This is a genomic window from Marinobacter albus (assembly GCF_030238305.1).
Lineage (GTDB): Bacteria > Pseudomonadota > Gammaproteobacteria > Pseudomonadales > Oleiphilaceae > Marinobacter > Marinobacter albus.
Map to the genome: position 1 here is coordinate 102,487 of NZ_JASSQD010000001.1, position 18,460 is coordinate 120,946.

The window sequence follows — 18,460 nt, forward strand, 5'->3', positions numbered from 1 at the left end:
CTCGAAGTTTCTGGATGTGGGAGTGTCACCAGGTGAATTCCAGCCGGGCCCAAGGCTTGGTCAGATCGCATCGCAGGAGTTTGTGGGCGGCGGCGCGGCGAATAAAACAGGGTTCCATTGCCAGAACTCCAATAAGTCTTTGAAGCTCTGATATCGAGGCAGAACGCTTATCTGTGGCGTTGAGAAGCGTTTGGTATTCACCCAGGGGTGCGGGGGCATCAAGCACTGGTGTTAAAAATCGGATATTTTGAGCCTGATGCCCGGGGCGAATGTCATCTTCAGTCAAAACTCGAAAGATTTGGCCCCGCTCTCTGAAAAATCCGCTAAGCTTCCGGGCTTTTTTGCAGAACTCTGGGTTGTTCGCCGCGCTCCGTGTTTTCACCTCGTCAACGTATTCGAGTCCGCGCTCAACGACCAAAAAGTCAGGCGTATAGCGCCTGGGGCGGCCAGCGAGGTGAAATCGAATCGAAAAGGGCTGACTCTCGACAGACTCTGCGGTTTTCTCAAACCGAATCAGATTCAGGTAGTCGAGCTCGAGAGTACTTTCGACTGCGTACACTCGACCGTAATGGGCTGAGTGCGTGAGGTAGGAAGACCGAATCGGTGATTGTTTGACGAGCTCACGTTGCTGCATTTGTTACTCCAGTTGTGCTTGTTCAGATATCAATCAATAGCTAAAAGCAGATCCAGCGCAAGAGTGTAAGGCTCTGTTTTTTAACGTATTTAATTTCCGTTATGGAATGTTGATATCCACGTGTTCACAGGTAAGTAACTAAACTGCGAAGCAAAACCGGACAAAAAATTTGGGAAAACTGAAGATTTTTTTCAGAAAAGCGTCGGATTAAAGATTGGTAATTTTTATAGGTTCAGACAAAAAGGGCACGAGGCATGGACTATTCGACAAGTACTGTCAGTACCGAAGAGATCGGACGGGTTGCGATGCACGACGATGTGAAGCGGAGAGCACTTTCAGTCGTCGAAAAAAAGCTAGGTCACATATTCGGGACCGACAAGACTTCTGAAGTGCATCAAATCGCAGAAGATGCCCTGAATGAAGTCACTATGGGCCTGCTCAATGCGACCCATGCTGGTACAACCTCGTTGAAAGCGGAAGAAACCGGTGTAAAACCCGGTAGTTTAGCTAACCCCGTTACACGCTACCTGTTAGCGGGCGTGTCGAATTACTGCGATATCCGGCTCAGAAGGTGGTCAGTAAAGAATGAGAAGGGTGAGGTAGGTCGGCGTGCCAGGCATATTATCAGGTCAGAGCTGGCTGACGATGCTGACTACTGGGATCAACATATCAGCCATACTGAAAGTTTTGGGTCTCTGGACAATGACCGCGTAGATGCATTGCTTTCAGCGAAGGGCCTATCGGGAGAGGACATCGATCTGATCAAGCGAAACCTCGGGGGCTGGAGTTTTGTAGAGCTGGCGGCGGAATACGGCGGTACCGCGGACAAGTATCGGCGCCGATTTCAGCGGGCTCTATATAAAGCTGGTATCGATTCCAGTTTGCTTGGATAAAAGAGCGTTAGGTCTAAGCCTACGGTTTTGGTAAAAATCACTACGGCTCCGACGGATCGGTCAGTCTAAGCTGCGCTCCGACAAGGGGCCACTTAACATCGGCGTTGTTTGCATGAGAGAGGAGGCCTATGGCTCTGTTAGCCGAAGAAATAGTTGAAGAGTGGCTAAATCGCCAAGGCTATTTCACGATTCGCGGTATTCGCCTTGGTGTAAACGAGGTTGATCTAGTGGCTGTGAAATTTTCTCAAGGCTCAGAGGTCACCTGTCGCCATATAGAAGTGCAGGCATCGATGCGGCCGGTTAGTTACATATCAAAAGTTCCGAAAGCTGCACGGAAATCTGGTCGTGCCCCAAATAGTGCCGCACGCTCTGAAGAGGAGCTGGTCGAAGGCGTAGCCGAGTGGGTGGAGGGCAAGTTCTTTGCCGCCAAAAAGCGAGCCCTCATGCAGACACTCTGCGATGGAAACTGGACGTCAGAGTTGGTCATCAACAACGTCAAATCTGAACAGGAAGTCGGTCTGATCTCGGATCATGGAATAACAATCCACCGCCTCTGCGATATCGTCCGGGAACTAAACGATAGTTCAACATTTCCTATCAAGAGCGCCGCAGGTTCTGACTTTATCGATCTGCTTCAGATGGGCGCAAACACGCAAAAAAGCACGTAAGGCGGACGGCATTAAGCCAACGCTTAGCTTAGCGATGGCTATGTGGGGGTTCCATCATGGTACATGGCAAGGACGAAACCCGAGACAATCTGGCAGTCGAAGATTTTGGGTCTGCCGACACGACTCCAGATGAAAGAGGTCTCGCACGGAAGATAGCCCGCGAAAGAGGATGTTCTCCTCTGGAGGCTTTGCCTGAAGCAAAGGCGCAGATTGAGGAAAAGGACAGACAAAGAAAACAGGCCAAGAAGTTTGCAAAACAAGTTAGAAAAGCCCGGAAAGCCCGCAAAAAATCTAATAGCGCTAAAAAGCGAGCGCCCGCTGGCCAAGCGAGCTTTACGGGTGAAGTTCAGGGCGGCGCACCCGGCTTAGGGAAAAGAAAAAGCTAACAATTTACTCCAGTTCGTTCCCGCCCTGTTGAGCCACTCACGCTAACCCCGAATTAGGTCCAGCGAAAATTGAACAATTCGGTTCCTTTCCAGTGTGTTCCAACCACTTTCAACTTTGATCTTTGATGAGTGTCAGTTTTGAGTACAGTCAGCTGGAGAGGCCCGGCTGACAACACGCTCAAAGCCCACTATCCTAGCCGTCATTAACTCTTTGAATGCAGGGAGCTCAATGTGAGTCAGCCATCCGAAACCTTCGGGCTTGAGCAGATCATTCTTCACCACTCGTACAAAAAGATGGCTGGAAAAACGGTCAGAATTCCCTGTCGCGAACGAACTCACCTATCCGGTGACAACGGCGCCGGCAAAACAACAATCCTGTCTCTGATCCCAGTGTTTTATGGGGAAGAGCCAGAGCGCCTCGTATCCAAGGCCGGTAACAAGGTCTCCTTCCTGGAGTTTTACCTGCCTTCTCCGCAATCCATGATCGTATTCGAGTATACCCAGCAGGACGGCTTTTGCTGTGTAGTGCTCTACCGACATCGCTCCAACAAGCTGTGTTATCGATTTCTGCGGGGCGCCGTCGATGAAACCGTATTCTCCGAGAGCATGTCGGACAGGCTCCGGGAGGGGGCGTCAGCCCAAGAAGTCATCGACCTGCTCAAAGACCAAGACATTCGAGTTTCCCGTCAGATCCTGACCATCCAGGATTATCGAGCCATCATTCAGCGAGATCCAGATCTCATCCGTCGCAAGGGTGCAGACAGTAGATCCCTGAAGGCCGAGGCTGGTGAGTTCGGACTGGGAGGGCCACAAACCCAGATGCGGTTCATCCACAAACTCGCTCATGTTGTGCTCAACAAGAACAATCTGATGGGCAACTTCAAGACTATGATTTGCGAGACGATGTTCCAGGACATTCATCTCAACTCCGCACCTATACCTCTGGACGCGGAAAGCCTTGTCTCTGAAATACGAAGCCTGAAGGCCTTCGCCCGGGAGACTGACCGGATCCGTCAGTGCCTCATTCAAAACAATGAGCGCCTGGCGCTAATGGATGAGGCGCTTCAAGTGAAGTTGGACATGCAGGCAACGCTGGTCCGGGATCAAGACCGTCTTGGGCTGAAGGAAGCGGAGTTGCGCGCGCTCAACGACAAGATCGAAGAACTGGAGGCCGAATTCCGGGATCAGCAAAATGAGCGCATTCGAAAAATCGGCGAAGCCAGAACCAACATGGAGCAGCTGGAAAAACGCCTCACCCAGCTACAAGAGACTTACAACGAGTACCAGGACGCCGAGCTCCCCGAACAGGTAGAAGCTCTCAAGACCCTGCCAGACGTCGAGAAAAGTCTTGCCGAAACGAAGCGCTATTACGAGATGATCACTAGTCAGATTGAGGAGTACGAGCGCAAGTATCAGGAGGATATGGCCAAGCTGAAAGGTGATCATGCCGAATGGTTGGCAAAGCTGAACGACGAAATCTCAAACAAAAACTCCGAGCACGGGAAAACAGAAATCAAAAAATCCGAGGCGCTCGGTGAGATTGAACGCGCCAAGAACAAAGAAGTACTCGAAACCACCCAGGCCCGGCAAAAGGGTCGCGAGAAACTGCTTGGCGACAAATCCAAGCTCGAAGGCCGCATCGAAAACATCGGGTACCTGGAGTCCGAACAGAAGCTGATTGACGACGCCTCAGCCGAAATCGAACAAGCGGACGCCAAACATCAGACCGCAGTCGATCGCCAGAGTGTTACCGATGAAGCCGAACGAAAAGCCCGGATCGACCATGACGCTGAGCTGAACAAGCACTCTCAGGCAAAGGCCCGCCTCGAAGAGAAGACTCGGGCTCGCGATGAGTTGGTGGAGTCTTTGAATCCAGAACCGGACACCTGGTTGGCAGAGCTTCGCAACCAAGATCCGGACTGGGGCAGCCGGCTAGGGCGCATCATTGACCCTAATTTGTTGCAGCGCAAAGACCTGAATCCGAAACTGGCCGATGACCAAGTCAACTCGGGTCTGGTCATGGGATGGAGTTTGGAACTGGACGCCATCGACATTCCGGCCTTCGCGGACAGCGAAAGCCGGATCCGTGAACGCATCGAGAGAGCAAACCAGGCCATCGCGGTTGCCGTCGACCAGCTGAGTGAGGCAGGCCAAGCCCTGAAAAAGGCGGATGACCATCACACTCAATGTCGGAATCACAACGATGACGCCAAAGTGCAGGTTCGTCAGAAAGCCCAGACGCTTTCGACAAAACGTCGCCAGCTTAAAGAGTTGAAACACGGCATTCAGAATGCGCTTGAGGAGCGAAAAAAGCGTATAGAGAATGATTTGGCTGAGATCGAGGGGCAGATCGAACGCCATAACGAAGAGACAGAGAACCTGCTTCGGGGCATTGAGGAACGATTCAGCGAAGCTCACCTTGAGTCCAAAAACCTCTGGGATGAACAGCTCCATAGCATCGAAGATCAAATCAAGGGGCTTCGGGATCGAGCCAGAGAGGGCGAAGAGAAGCACCAGGAAGATCTCAAGCAACGGCACAAAACCTTCCTGGAGGTTGTCTCGGAGGAAGGGCTGGATGCAGAGGAGGTCAGTCGCACCAAGAAAGCCGTCGATCAGTATGAGAGGCGCATCAAAGAACTTAACGAAGCCAAGCCCATCGTTGAGGAGTATCAGCGCTGGTTGGCTCAGGAATGGAGCCAGTTGGAATCGTTAAACAGCCGTTTCACAGATGCCAAGGGCCTGTACGATCGACGGGTAACGGAAGACACGGACAAAGAACGGACGTTCAAAGCGACCATGAAGGAGTGGCGCGACAAGCGCAAATCGCTCGATCAGGAAAACGCCGCGATCAATACGGCCCTGAAGAACGCTGTCACCATCATGGACAAGATCCCCGAGGCCGGCCGAGGTATTGAGGGGCGGGAGGGCGACCTCAAAGCCCTGACCTCAACCCTGCAAGAGTATTTCAGCAAGCTTGTTGATCTCAAACGAGCGGTTATGGCGTCCTACCGCAGCGCCCAGCGGGTGCTCCAGAATTACCACGGAACCCAGATCCACAAAACCTGGGACGAGATCATGCAGCATCGCCAAGCGATGATGCCCAGTGATGAGGATTTCGACCCGGAAGCCCAAGCTTTGCGCCACGTTGAAGGTTTGAGGATTTTGCTGGAAAGCAACCTACCACAGCTCGAATCAGCAGCCCGCGAGCACTTTGCCAACGAAGCCGGGAAGCTCGTAGCCTACTTCGAAGGCTTGCAGAACCTGCACCGCAAAGTGAGACAGGTGGGGGCGGTACTGGACCGGCACATCAACACGAACCAGAAAATCGAATCCCTGGAAAACATCCGGATCGTTCTGACCCCAAAAATTCAGGACGAAATCAGCTGGGCACCACTGAAGAACTTCTCGGAATCTTGGAAGGACTGGGCACCGGTGAATCAGCGGGAACTGCCGAACGACGAAATCCTCGGGGGCTTCCAGCTGGTTCAGAGCGACCTGCGTGAAGCCAAGATTGGCACCGACATCCGCTCCATGGTGGATCTGTACATTGCACTGACCGAGGACGGCCGCGAGGGCTACATTCGTTCCGAGGTGGATTTCGAAGAAAGCAGCTCCCGGGGCCTGAGCTACCTAGCCATCATGGTCATCTTTATGGGGGTCACCCGCTTCCTATGTCCGGACGAACGGGTTCGGATCATTTGGCCCGTGGATGAACTAGCAACCTTGAGCAACAACAACGTGCCCAGGCTCGCTGCCATGTTGGAGGAGGCCAACCTCACGATGATGTCAGCCTGTCCCGACATGAACCGGGCACTCAGCCGATTCTTCGAAAACAAACTCTATGTTCAGAAGGGCAAGATCATCGAGTTTACCGACGACGAGACCATGGCCATGAGCGCCCAGAAGCGCAGCGAACTGAAGCAGAAACTGGCGATGTCGGAGGAGGCCCTCGATGTCCACTAATCCTACCTTTGAGTCGGCTTATGCGCTGTTACTGAATGGCGAAATTGTCTGTGAGCATCGCTTCCCGCAAGAATTCAACCTGCTACGGATGGAAGACCAGGTGCAGCGTATGGACTACATGTTGGCGCCATTGAATCGGCGCATCCGGACCACTCAGGATAACGCCTCCTACCTGATGGCATACATAGATCCCAGCACCAGTAATGCCAGATCGAACATCCGGACTCAGTTCTCAAGGGTCATTAACCAGATCGAGCCATTGGTAAAGTGGCTACGCCTGGTCATGGATGTATCTGGCTCTGAGCGCCCCATTGTCCCCGGAGAGGTAATCTCTGAGTCCAAGATGCAAACTCACATTGAGCAGGTGCCGGCACTGGAAGCCAAACTCGAATCCCTGGTGAAGAGCGGGCTTTTTAGCTCCCGGCAATCGGACAGCAAGGGGCGCCTATCCTACGTCATGGGCAAGCTGGTTGACGAAGGCTACCTGACCCGCCTTGGGTCAGCTGGCAGCCAGTACCGGGCAACGGGAAAGTGGAGCTGGCTCTATGACACCATGAGCTTTATTAGCGTCCATGAGGACTTGCCTGAGCCAGAGCAGCGGGACGGTCAGATGGAGTTTCTAGAGTGAGCAAGGGCAAGACGGACAGCGCCAAATCGGCTCTGAAAGCCCTTGGCGGCTATGGTGAAGAAATTCTTAAGGCCTTTCTTCAGGCTAACGGCCGGATTGAGGATGTTCCAGAAAACGATGCCCTTATACAGGTGTTGAGAAAACACCGAATGATTTGGCGTTTAGATGATGCCGACAGTTATCAGATCCGAAATGTAGTCACGAGGCTGTTGGACCACATCACGGAAAGTCACCGTCGACATTCCGCCCATGAGCACATCGCCGGTCAATGGGTGTATCTCCAGGACCGGTTCGATGCGTACCGGATTGCCATCACCAACGGTTTGGTCGAAGATCGGCGCAACCTGGAAGACGAAATCCCCGAGCGAATTTTGGAACTCATTGAGGACATTCGTCAGGCGGCGACTGGTTTTAACCAGTATGTCACTAGCGAGTTCGCCTATATCAACAACCTGGAATTACGCATTCGAGAAAACGATCGAGTCCTCGGTCGAGCCCACGCGTTAAACGTGCTCTTTGATAGCTTCTCGATTACTGAGATGGCGGAACTCAGTATCGGTGAACCCTTTCTTGAAAAGCTGCTTCAGAAGCATCTCCCGGGTGCCTTGGAGAAAAGTCGGAAGGATTTGGGGCATGCACTATTCCAGCTACGGAAATTGCTAAGCCGTTTGCAGGAAGAGCAAAAGATGGTGAAGCTTCTCAGCACATTTGAAAGTGCTTACGCCAACAACCCGGGGTTCATGCCAGACATTGAGGACATCGATTTTTCTCGATGTCCGGATAGCATTAACGCAGCCGCCCCTTTCGTGATTGGTGGTTATGCCGACCTTCTTGACCCCGATGGTGAGAACATTCTGTCGGATCTGGCCAATGGGCTGCGTAAGGATAAGAGCGAAGACTGGGTACCGGATTCACCCCGGGTACCCATTGATATGAGTCAGGAGCCCGATCGGGAGGTAATGCAACCAGACCCGATACAGGAGGCCATTGGTCAGTTGATCGTCATGGTGACTGAAGAGGGTATGTCGGTGGGTGCCAAACACTCCCGCACGGTCATGGATCTGGATATCGATTTGCCTTCCTGGCTGCAAATGATTAGTACCGACGTCAGTGCGTTGCCGGAAGAGCTCAGACAGGCCATCACGATGGAGTACCAAGGTGTGCATGATGAGCGGTATCCCGACAACATGTACGTCAACGACGTGATCTTGAGGCCTGTCCATGCGTCGTGAACTGGAGGCCATCCATAAGTTTCTGAGCTCGCGCCGTCAGGATGTGGCTGATAATCCCCTGTGGCGCCGAGTCACAGACCTAACCGAAACAGGTAGAACCGTCGGAAAGCGGATAGAGTTTACGGCACGAGATCTGGAACGGCTTAGGCAGTTTGTGCTCCGGGAGGCTGGTGTGGACCCGACTTTGGATGGGCTGCCCCGGGACCGGGCGACACAGGCCGATCGCACTAGCGATGAAAAGCTGGCCCTCGGTGGCGTCTTTGAAACAATGGTCACATTCACCCGCCCCGCCGGCGGAGTCATCCCGGTGAGTGGAAACCCGTTTGTGCCCAGCGGTGCCTTTCTCAGCATACCGGCCCAAAATTTGTTAGATGGGTGCGATGTCTCAGAGACCGTGGTCGTTGTTGAAAATGGACAGACGCTAATCAATTCCAGTCAGATCCGATGGCCTCAGGACATGAGCAACCCCATTGTTGTTTACAAGGGGCATGGATCTTCCCAGAAGCCTCTTGTCAGCTGGCTAGGGACGCTGCCCCGAGAGCAGGTCGTCGCTTACTTTGATTTCGACCCTGCCGGTATGATGATGGCCAGTCGTTACCCGGCTGGCGCATGTTTAATACCAAAAGACTGGCAAGCAATCCGTCAAAACGAGGCCGGCAATAAGCTGAGGGAATTCCATCTACAATCCGCGTTAGCCAAACAAATGGAAGCGGCCAATAACCTGCCCGCCCACATTCGAAATCACATCCTTCAAAACAGGCTCTCCCTCACCCAAGAGTATTTGACGGCGAAGGGCTTCGAACTGACTCTTTGCCCGATAACTTAGGATTGAATTTGGCTACGTCGGTCGTTGAACAACCGTAACGTATGCTGTGTGGTGTTTTTGCTGTTGAGGGTTCAATCTCTCGGGCGGGCCGGGTCAGATAGCCCTTACGGGATACCTTCAGCCTAGTATCCTTCACGGACTATTTCCGGAAAGCTGGTAATGAATGGGGCTTGCTGCACATTCGAACGTTAGCGGTGGTTGTAGATTTCTACACTGAGCGGTCATACATACAAGCTGAGGCCTTCCACAGTGCGGAGCGGCGGGTGTTCGAATGGACTTGACGTTACCTTACCGTCACTCAAACCGTTGTTCTCGTTCTTCGTCTGCCCGCTGTTCACGTTCTCTCACGGATTCGATCAACTTAGCCAGTTGCGAAGAAACTGATTTAGCAGCCTGAGAGATTTCTGGGCGCTCATGTTCGACCAACTCACCAATGGCATCCGCTCGAGGTTGCATCACATTCGCTCGGCTACCAGACCAAGATGATGGAGTGATGCGCTCGGCGAATGCCTCCAGAATGGCTTCTGGCTCAGGAGAGGCCTCGAGGAACCTGATCGCTGAATCCAAAATGGTAACCACTCCCCCCTCATCTCCATTCGTTGACCAAAGACTGATGCCCGCCGCGATAGACGACCACACGCTTTTATCGTTTTTGGCACTGCACCATTCAATCAAAACATCTGTATCGGTTTTGGCGAGAGGAGACTGACGCAAGCCTTCATCTTGAAGAAAGAGCAGTCGTCGATCTTGTTCTTTTTCAGTGCCCTCGAAAATGCGATCAAGAAACGCCTCAGGCATCAATGCGATAGTCGTCGCGATAGGACTTTCGAATGCATGAATGTAGCCATAGTGCTCATCAATAACCGCAACGATAGTGTCTAACCACTCCAGCTTTTCGGCTTCGTTCCCATCAAAGCGCAACGCAAAGCTGACGACGCGCTCCATGTGATAGTCCATAGAGTCGCCAGGGTCACGGTGATCTCCTTGAAGCCTATTAATCGCTGCCCTCAGACCAATCCGTCTAAGGGGCGATCCAAGGGTATCAGCCTCTTCCTCTCTGCCATGTAACTTCATACTGAAGGCATCTAAAACCACGTCATCGCCGTTCGGTTTACTTAGGAGTCGCTGAGCAAGTTCAAGAACACGGCCTTCGGGCAAGTGAGCATATTCGTCCCGCCACAGGATTGGTCCATACATTCGCGGGTAAATACCAGAATCATCCAGAAGCGTCATACAACGATCCAAGTCCGTTTCTGTGAACTCCCGCGAGGGGTGCAATCCGACCAGTACGTTTCGGAGTTGAGGGTGCTGTGCGCACTGGTCAAGCAGCTCCTGTGCAAGTGCTGGATCGACAGAGTTAGCCTCTTCAATGAAGCCGCCAAAAACTGCAAAGTCTTTGTTGCCTTCAGGCTGCTGCTTCAATTGATTGACGACTTGCTGCCAACCGACTCGCTGGTCATTTGCCCCCTTCGCTAAACCTCTCCCGAATGCGGCGCGATAGGGTATCCAGTCGCTAGAGAACAGGCGGTCCCCCAACTCGTCGAGCTCATGGTCTGATGCTGCGAAGTCATTGCCCAACTGGAGCGCCTTGGCTACAAGTCGCTTTTCAGCTTCGCCATACTTGTTGGCATCATCAGGATCAAAGTCGGCGTCTAGCGCCCAATAGTCGTGCCCCTTGCCGAGTACGTATGTCATTATTGTCGGAACCAAGTCATCGGGCTCCAAGTCTTTATTCAATAGAGCAAGGTTATCGGGCAGTGGCTCGAAATCATCTTTGTTTTTGCGCTTGGTGTGGTCGAAATAGATCGTCGATCGGACGGCTTTCCAACCCTCGACCCAAGGCTGATGGGCATGTAGCTTTCGAGCAGAATCGACGAGTTTGTCCCTCATCGCTTTGTGGTGCCATATCCCTCGAAACACGTTCGCCAGGGTCTCCCGTGCGGGGCCTTCAAGAGCAGGATCGCCAGAAGTTCCTAATCGCACCGCAACGTCGATAAAGGCACTGCGCCACTCCACGAGTTCGTCGTGGCTGGGTCGGAATCCAAAGTCTCTTGGGCGCGCACCAAACTCGTTCATTCCATAGCCTGTCCACGGCGGCCCACCCAAGGCGGTTGAAAGCATCCGGAAGCCCAGCGACCTGCGTCCAGCCAAGTCTGACAAAAGGCATTCATTCATAATCTCAATGCGCTGATCTAGAGAAGCATGTGTGCCAGACAGGTACGCCTGGAAAAAACACGCTACCTTATCTTGAGCCGCCTCGCAGTTGTTGTTCTCATCTTCATAGTCCGCCACCCGGATTAGCAGCCGGACGCAGCGGTCGAAGGCGTCCGCTTCGTATGCCAACATCTGCAAAAGCTTGAGAATGGTTGTCCGTTGTGGGTTTCGGTGTGGTTCGATACCCTCAAAGTCAGGCGCGTTAAGCTCTGCCTCAATCCTATCGAGCAGCACTTTAGGCGCAACCGGGCCGATATAGTCCAACATTCGTGCTGCCATATCATCCAGCGCTAAAATCCGCCCCAGCAGCCCATCTGGCTGGAGCCAAGCCTCAACGATCTCTTTCGCAACAGGGTGATCGTGCAACAGTCCCAGCCTGTGTGCGAACGACATAAGTAAGCGTTCACGGCCAGGGACTTCAAAGGTCGCCCTGAGTTGATCAACCGGAATACTTTCAAGTGCCGATGCTGCCAGCTTGTTTGCTATGGCATGGGGTAGGATGGCTCGCCACTGCCCCCTCTTCTGCACGACATGACGGTCTAACAGGATTTTGACGGATCGAAACAATTGCTGCTGGGAATGCCCCGAGATAGAGTCCAGTACTTCCAACTCGTTGTAACCGTCCTCAAGGGTTGAGACCGAGAACGAATACACAAGAGACAGTTTCTCAGCCTGTTCCCGCAGATTCTCGTCCGGATGTTTGCGCTGCTCAAACAAGCGGTTAAACAACTGCGCGTCAGAAAGCTGAGCCAATCCCTCACCTTCCTCTACTCTCTCTGCGATTGCCAGGGATACCCTCGCATTACCGTCAGCAAACTCTGCTATCCGGCGGGCGTTGATCTGACCTATGTTGGGGAAGCGACGGATCAGAAGGAGCTCAGCTACCTCCGGTCCGACTGCCTCAATGTGGATTACCTCGGTTGTCTGAGGCTTGTCCTCCCTGATGTCGTACTCAACGGTGATGAGGCTTACCTCGCCGCTTGCGGCTGACACTTTGCTGGCCAGCGAAGAGTGCAGTTCTGATGGGCAGTTATCGAGGATCATGATGGCACGGCGGCCCTCAGTGACAAGTCTGTCCAGTACCGCTGCTGCCGAAGGGACCGGTTCAGCACCAGTATCGACATAGACGGCGATGGTCCTATCTAGAGCGTCTGAACCAACCTTCTCATCGAAGAGTGCCTGCACGATCCTCGTCTTCCCGACCCCGGATAAGCCCTTGATACGAATAGCCTTCTTGGTAGACCGAATCAGGTCCCGCATCGCTTCGATGGCTTCCTGAATGTTGAGATTTTGGCCTTTCTCTGACGGAAGCGTGACCGTCACGCCCGGTTCAGAAATCAGATTGTCGACGACACCGTGTGGTGGATTGCTCCAAGCGCCATATGGCTGCCATCCGGAGTACCCCTGGCCAAGCTTTCCTTTTGCCCACAGCATGATAGAGGGATGCTGTCGCAACCACTGAAGCAGCTTCGAACGGTCGTAAAAGTTCAGGTGAATATTGCCTTTATTGGGATCATCTTTTACCGCATCCCGCATAGACTTTAAGCGATGCTTGAGCATGGGAGGGGAGCAATCATCACCCAGGCTGACAATGATGTAGCTGCCGCCCTTTGCAGCTTGCTCAGAGATTGTCGGTGACAATTCTCTGTTGGTGACCATCTCCTTAGTGATCTCGGCCTTCGGCATCGAGTGCTTCTTGGCTTGTAGTATCGTATCGGACTTTTCAAGAAAGCCGGTGTTCAGTGTATCGACGGGAACCTGAACATGAATGTCAATTCCTTCATCAGGAGCATTGATTGAACCTGACCAGTTTACCCAAGCAGGGCTATGGCCGTGTGCCGACACTTCCGCCTCGGCGAGGCGAGCAACTAACTCTTCGAGCTGAGTATCGGTCAGCCGGAGTAATTCGTCTTTCTCGATGTCAAATATTGCCACGTATTCACCTTAGTGGAAGCTCCAGCTGTTTTACCCCAGGGTAACCATCTTATCCAGCCAATATGATGAAGTGTGCCTGTTGGAACGCTTGTTATGAAAGGTCTTACCTTTTTAACCACTATTGTGGATACATGCCGATCGACTTGAATGTCCGCTTTGCGACCCGCGTAGCCCTTCCCAAGATCAAAAAAAGCGAACACTGAACCGAACGCTCTGCTTCAACAGCTTCAGGCCAGCGATTGATGTTTTTACAGTACGATTAGCTGTACAGATGTCCAATGACTAATGTAAAGACGGTCAGTCCTAAAGTAAGCTGCTGTTTTATAAACGTGTTGACAGGTCGGGCGCAGTGTTAGAGATAGTAATCGCTAAGCGGTCAGCTTTCTTTAACAACGGTGAGTCTGTTCAATTGCTTTTAGGCAAAAGTGGGAATTATGGGCAAGATCCAAAACCTCAAGAAAGAAGAACTGCTTTCACTTTACAACACAAATTTTGAAGCCTTGTTTTCCGCGACGGAAAATCACCACTCCCGCACCCATGGCCCCTTCCTGATTTCACCCAATTCCGACTATTGGTCAGCCCCTGTGCGCCTGGCTTTCATTGGCCAAGAGACGAGGGCCTGGGTGTCCAGTGACCGCATTGAATCGCAAATATCAGGATACGAGCGCTTCAATCTGGGTGAACATTATCCGGCCACCCCGTTTTTTAACATTATGAGAAAACTGGAGCACCGCATCACTGCCAAGAACTACGCTTCGGCATACCTGAACTTAAATAGGTACTCTGAGAAAAAGAAGCGACCTTGCAAAGCGCTGGCGGCGAGGCTGAGCGAAATTGACTGGATACTGGCCGAAGAACTAGAGATCCTGGACCCGCACGTAATAATTGCTCTGACGGGTCCCTCCTACGATCACCGACTGTCAAAGCTATTTACTAGCGAGCAGCGACCAATCGGCAACTTCAAAAAAAAACAGCTTTGCGAATTTGCAAACCACCGCTTTGACGGAAGAGTGATCCGAACCTACCATCCCAACTACTTACGCCTCAGCAAATTAGAAAATCCAGTCATCGAAGCTATCGGAAACCACTTGGAGCAATAGAAAAGTGAACTACGATCAACATTTCATTCAGGAAAGACTGGACCAGTTGGCGGCCCAATGCCTGAGCGACAACATCGAGGGAGGCAAAATAATATTCCTGAGTGACGCAGAGGATAACAGTATGGAACTGGCGTCCTGGCGCTTTGAGAACCAAGATAAAATAAGGGGCCTCCTAAAAGGCGAGTTCCGAGTGTATCTGCTTGAGCTGGTTGATAAATTAATGATCGATCGGGCCAAGAACAATCAGCCCAATTCCCGGCAATGCGTTGTTTATGTAGATGGAAACCGACTTGAGTTGAAGTGGGTTACACGGGAAGAAGCGGAGGCGCTCAGGTAGATCAATTAAGGCTATCCGCAGATTGCTTTTCACTTAACTTCTTCTCACTAACTGTAGACTGAGTGTAGCAGCTTGGGACAAGGTCTTAGAGCTTGTTTCCTCAGCAAATTGAGGTTCCACATAACCGATAAATCAAGCCGACCGATTTTCCGCTGCCGCTCCAAACAGGCGGCTTATTCAGGGCGTGATCGCTCATCCTGAATGTCTGCTTTGCGACCGGCGCAGCCCCTCCCTTTTCTAAACAAAAGCGAACATTCGAGTCAGGGCTTTCCTCCAGCCTCCCACCTCATCGCAGCCATTTCATCCAGTATGATTTGTGGAGCAAATTGCAGACGCTGAATGATTACATGGCAGAGATGGCCATGCTCGGCTAAGCTATTGTTTTATCGCTTTATGTGCAGAGCGATCGACGCCTCAAAGTCAGTAATAATGACGCAGTCAAATTTCTGCAATATAAAGAGCGCTGCCTAAATGCTGTTAGGCTTTTCGAGTCAGAGAAAGCGATTCATCTCATAACGTCATTTAGTTAGCTTAATACGAATAAATAGGTATACACAATATGCCAGATGAAGAATCCAGACCGGTCATTTTTGCGATGTTATCGGACTCCAGAAATTCGGGGGTTGCTATCCCTAAAGATGGCATTTACGGTCGCTTATTGGACGAAATTTTTGAACCAAATCCGCTTCGAAGTCATGTTATTACTCTGCATTTATACGTTGAATACTGGCTTGACAAAATTTTAAAATGTATTGGAATATCAAATGTTGATAAGTTTACCTTTAATAAAAAAATTAATTGCCTTAATGAGAAGGGAGTTATAGAAGAAGAGCTTTTTAATAATATCATAGCAATAAATAGACTCCGGAATGTCTACGCGCATGAACTAGACTTGGAGGAAGCTAACAGCAAGGTTATGAAGCTCTTGAGAGAAATGAAAGTAGATCCCTACTTCATGTCAACTGATGACGATCATTTTCGTTCAATATGCCTACAAAGCATGATGCTGTTGGAGGCTACATTCGCCAATGGTGGTAAGTCACCAAGACTTACTGATTTTCCTCACGATAAGGTCAGAGACAGGCTCTTTAAAGAAGGGCGTCTGCACTGGCAGGAATGTGAAATCCTAGACAAGGAAGAGCGTGGCTATATTTCAAAATACAAGCTACGCTGTCCTCTTTGTCATGACGGTATAATTGAAAGGGAAAAAGATAGTACTCCAGGGTTCAAAGAGAGTGATATATGGCCATGTAATATTTGTAGCTTATCTGGAAGTAGAACATATCTGGAACTAGAATCAGCAAACTCAAAGTATAAAAACCAAAACAATGAAGAAGCCTAAAAATCGGCTCCACGCAGACGCCCAAACCTACGTTCTTTTTGTGGGGTTCGCTGTGCTAACTTTACTACAAAAAGCTCTCCGGTTTGGGCGCTGGTGAGCCGGGCGTTAGGCAGAAGAAATGACAATACATGAGCTTGACCTTTTTGATAATGCGCTCGACAGTCTGTCAGAGGCCCTATCGAAATTTGAGGAAGGTGATGATGGTGACCACAAGGCCTATAAATTTGCTGTGCTTCACATGGCGCATTTCATTGAATTGATCTTTAAACACCACATCGCGTCGAAGCACCCGCTGTTGATTTATAAAGATCCTTTCTCAAAGAAGCTGGACAAGAATAAGACTATAGGCCTCTGGGAAGCTGTGAATTTCATCAATAACGAAGCACCTGACACGGTATCACCGGAATTCCGTAAAGACTTGGAATGGATAAAACGGCTCAGAAATGAGATAGAGCATCACAAGTTCACGATGGACGTTCCGCAGGTACGAACCACGATTGGCCGTTTGTTCCGCTCAGTGATGGAGTTTCTCGAAGAATATACTGAGATAGAAACAGAAGAGCATATTCCAAAACGCACAAAGGACACGTTTAAGATTCTATCTGATGAATATGAATTTTCAGTGCGTGACGCTATCAGGCTGGCAGAGGAAGTGGAAGAAGAAAACCCCATAGACTATTCCGATGATCCTGATGCGGCTCCGGTCCGTCTTGAGTGCGCAGAGTGCGGCCACTCAACACTCGTGGTAAACGAAGATTCGGGAACAGGGTATCGTTGCACTTTTTGTCAAAATGAAGAGAGCGATGAGTTACCCGCAAACTGCGACATTTGTGGCATTCCGACTACGGTTGGGGAATTGGTCTACTGGGAAAACGAAATGGGACAAATGGAAGGACGTTGTTACTACTGCTCTGGTAGGCACCATGCTGATAAAGATGATTAGGCGAGCAATGCCTAACAAAACGCGTCACCCGGATGGCCTCTTCTTGCGTTGGGCAGTCAAGGGAACAGATCGTGGTGAGTTATGAATAGTCGGGATAATTTCCTGTTCTACGAGGGTGACTTGGATGAGACATTGCGGGATCAGCTAGCGAGCGCAAGGGACAAAGTTGATCGAATCCCGCAGGATCAGTTCTTGAATTCGCCAGAGGACGATGTGGTTCAACATGTTGTTTCAGAACTCGAGGTGGAGCCGCTCGTTCTGTTCGAGGATCGGGCCGAAATGGATCAACGGGAAACCAAAATCGACGTTAGCGGCTGGAGGGGTAGAAATCCCTTCGGTAATAAAGGCCCGATTTTCGTGGCTGCGGTGGAGGTCGTTGTCTCGATCCCTTACAGCGGCGATCAGCAGTTATGGCATTTGCGGCCCAGTAGTTGGCAGACCGTATTTCCTCGCGCGGAGGTATCGTCGCAGGACCGAACAGGCATCGGCTCACTGAAAATCGTCATCACGCAGCCAGTTGACGAACCGCCGGAGCGAATCAAGACACTACTAAAAAAGGAGATGCTTTGTATTCGGTTTTTCATGGAGTCGCAGCACGCCCAGATTGAACAATTCAACTCCTCTTTGCCGATAGCTGTAAAAGATGCCGTGAACGGAAGGCGAGAACGCCTCAAGAAGCACGAGGGTATTCAAGACTTACTCGGAATTCCGCTTCGACAGCGCGAGGGGGCACCTCCGTTGAAGCCAATACCCATTAAACGGAAGCTAGTCCGCCCACTACCTCCACCACCGAAATCAGGCTTCAAACCCGAACCAGGTATAAAGCAGGATGACTACGAACATATCCTTTCGGTTATCCGGCACGAGGGTCGTACATTCGAAGCCACACCCAATACCTATGCCGTTCATGATGAAGAGGAGTTGAGAGACATTATGCTCGCGCACCTCAACGGACATTACCAAGGGGCAGCAGCGGGCGAGGCATTTCGAAGGAGCGGTAAGACCGATATTCGAATCGAGGATAATGGTAGGGCAGCTTTTGTTGCAGAGTGTAAAGTCTGGAGGGGAGCAAAGGAGCTGGCGGAAGCAGTTGATCAGCTACTCGGGTATCTCACTTGGCGTGATTGTAAGGCTGCGCTAGTTATCTTCAACAAGCATAACGCCCGCTTTAGTGAACTTCTGGCTAAGGTGCCGGAAGGATTAAAGAAACACCCGAAATTCCGAAGTGAAACCCTACCACCGGGTGCCGGAGAGTGGAGATATTCTATGACTTCGCTTGAAGACGATGGGCGAATCATCCACGTTCATGTCTACCTGTTTAATTTGTACGGCGGTTAAATGCCCAACAAGACCAAACAA

14 protein-coding genes are annotated in these 18,460 nt (G+C 51.2%); 12 read left to right on the forward strand and 2 right to left on the reverse strand.

Annotated elements, in window-relative coordinates; all coding sequences use genetic code 11:
* Positions 1-25: 25 nt before the first annotated feature.
* The gene (locus tag QQF73_RS00485; RefSeq protein WP_285366833.1) at positions 26-634 is read right to left on the reverse strand and encodes a TnsA endonuclease N-terminal domain-containing protein; all 609 of its coding nucleotides are present in this window, start codon (positions 632-634) and stop codon (positions 26-28) included.
* Positions 635-888: 254 nt separating this feature from the next.
* On the opposite strand from QQF73_RS00485, the gene QQF73_RS00490 reads away from it, so the two are divergent.
* The 7 genes from QQF73_RS00490 (at position 889) to QQF73_RS00520 (ending at position 9,230) form a co-directional block, all read left to right on the forward strand.
* Entirely contained in the window at positions 889-1,527 is a 639-nt protein-coding gene (locus QQF73_RS00490) for a hypothetical protein (protein ID WP_285366834.1), read from the forward strand.
* Between the two features lie 128 nt (positions 1,528-1,655).
* A complete protein-coding gene (locus QQF73_RS00495) occupies positions 1,656-2,195 on the forward strand; it encodes a hypothetical protein (protein WP_285366835.1) in 540 nt (179 codons plus the stop codon).
* 56 nt (positions 2,196-2,251) lie between these two features.
* Positions 2,252-2,581 (forward strand): hypothetical protein, encoded by a 330-nt coding sequence (locus tag QQF73_RS00500; RefSeq protein ID WP_285366836.1) that lies wholly within the window; start codon positions 2,252-2,254, stop codon positions 2,579-2,581.
* Positions 2,582-2,812: 231 nt separating this feature from the next.
* On the forward strand, positions 2,813-6,544 hold the full coding sequence (locus QQF73_RS00505; protein ID WP_285366837.1) for an ATP-binding protein: 3,732 nt from the start codon (positions 2,813-2,815) through the stop codon (positions 6,542-6,544).
* The gene (locus tag QQF73_RS00510; protein WP_285366838.1) at positions 6,534-7,172 is read left to right on the forward strand and encodes a hypothetical protein; all 639 of its coding nucleotides are present in this window, start codon (positions 6,534-6,536) and stop codon (positions 7,170-7,172) included. The genes QQF73_RS00505 and QQF73_RS00510 overlap by 11 nt, the downstream gene beginning before the upstream one ends.
* The gene (locus QQF73_RS00515) at positions 7,169-8,404 is read left to right on the forward strand and encodes a hypothetical protein (RefSeq protein WP_285366839.1); all 1,236 of its coding nucleotides are present in this window, start codon (positions 7,169-7,171) and stop codon (positions 8,402-8,404) included. Before QQF73_RS00510 ends, QQF73_RS00515 begins: the two co-directional genes overlap by 4 nt.
* The gene (locus tag QQF73_RS00520) at positions 8,394-9,230 is read left to right on the forward strand and encodes a DUF7281 domain-containing protein (protein WP_285366840.1); all 837 of its coding nucleotides are present in this window, start codon (positions 8,394-8,396) and stop codon (positions 9,228-9,230) included. Before QQF73_RS00515 ends, QQF73_RS00520 begins: the two co-directional genes overlap by 11 nt.
* A 294-nt stretch (positions 9,231-9,524) precedes the next feature.
* Here QQF73_RS00520 and QQF73_RS00525 read toward each other — a convergent pair whose 3' ends face one another.
* Positions 9,525-13,379, reverse strand: coding sequence for a hypothetical protein (locus tag QQF73_RS00525; protein ID WP_285366842.1), 3,855 nt, complete (start codon positions 13,377-13,379; stop codon positions 9,525-9,527).
* A gap of 434 nt (positions 13,380-13,813) precedes the next feature.
* Here QQF73_RS00525 and QQF73_RS00530 point away from each other — a divergent pair, with 434 nt between their 5' ends.
* The 5 genes from QQF73_RS00530 to QQF73_RS00550 all read left to right on the forward strand — a co-directional run bounded on the left by QQF73_RS00530 (position 13,814) and on the right by QQF73_RS00550 (position 18,439).
* A complete protein-coding gene (locus QQF73_RS00530; RefSeq protein WP_285366843.1) occupies positions 13,814-14,479 on the forward strand; it encodes a hypothetical protein in 666 nt (221 codons plus the stop codon).
* Positions 14,480-14,483: 4 nt separating this feature from the next.
* Positions 14,484-14,816, forward strand: coding sequence for a hypothetical protein (locus QQF73_RS00535; protein ID WP_285366844.1), 333 nt, complete (start codon positions 14,484-14,486; stop codon positions 14,814-14,816).
* Positions 14,817-15,375: 559 nt separating this feature from the next.
* On the forward strand, positions 15,376-16,158 hold the full coding sequence (locus tag QQF73_RS00540; RefSeq protein WP_285366845.1) for a DUF4145 domain-containing protein: 783 nt from the start codon (positions 15,376-15,378) through the stop codon (positions 16,156-16,158).
* A 118-nt stretch (positions 16,159-16,276) separates the two neighbouring features.
* Positions 16,277-17,101 (forward strand): hypothetical protein, encoded by an 825-nt coding sequence (locus QQF73_RS00545; protein WP_285366846.1) that lies wholly within the window; start codon positions 16,277-16,279, stop codon positions 17,099-17,101.
* Between the two features lie 81 nt (positions 17,102-17,182).
* Positions 17,183-18,439: a hypothetical protein gene (locus QQF73_RS00550; protein ID WP_285366847.1), complete on the forward strand. Its 1,257-nt coding sequence runs from the start codon at positions 17,183-17,185 to the stop codon at positions 18,437-18,439.
* The last annotated feature ends 21 nt before the right edge of the window (positions 18,440-18,460 follow it).

What these genes read in the sequence shown, in the direction of transcription:
- QQF73_RS00510 (WP_285366838.1), top strand. Translation starts at nt 6,534, where the DNA reads ATGTCCACTAATCCTACCTTTGAGTCGGCTTATGCGCTGTTACTGAAT.
- QQF73_RS00545 (WP_285366846.1), top strand. Translation starts at nt 16,277, where the DNA reads ATGACAATACATGAGCTTGACCTTTTTGATAATGCGCTCGACAGTCTG.
- QQF73_RS00520 (WP_285366840.1), top strand. Translation starts at nt 8,394, where the DNA reads ATGCGTCGTGAACTGGAGGCCATCCATAAGTTTCTGAGCTCGCGCCGT.
- QQF73_RS00500 (WP_285366836.1), top strand. Translation starts at nt 2,252, where the DNA reads ATGGTACATGGCAAGGACGAAACCCGAGACAATCTGGCAGTCGAAGAT.
- QQF73_RS00485 (WP_285366833.1), bottom strand. Translation starts at nt 634, where the DNA reads ATGCAGCAACGTGAGCTCGTCAAACAATCACCGATTCGGTCTTCCTAC.
- QQF73_RS00495 (WP_285366835.1), top strand. Translation starts at nt 1,656, where the DNA reads ATGGCTCTGTTAGCCGAAGAAATAGTTGAAGAGTGGCTAAATCGCCAA.
- QQF73_RS00540 (WP_285366845.1), top strand. Translation starts at nt 15,376, where the DNA reads ATGCCAGATGAAGAATCCAGACCGGTCATTTTTGCGATGTTATCGGAC.
- QQF73_RS00490 (WP_285366834.1), top strand. Translation starts at nt 889, where the DNA reads ATGGACTATTCGACAAGTACTGTCAGTACCGAAGAGATCGGACGGGTT.
- QQF73_RS00550 (WP_285366847.1), top strand. Translation starts at nt 17,183, where the DNA reads ATGAATAGTCGGGATAATTTCCTGTTCTACGAGGGTGACTTGGATGAG.
- QQF73_RS00530 (WP_285366843.1), top strand. Translation starts at nt 13,814, where the DNA reads ATGGGCAAGATCCAAAACCTCAAGAAAGAAGAACTGCTTTCACTTTAC.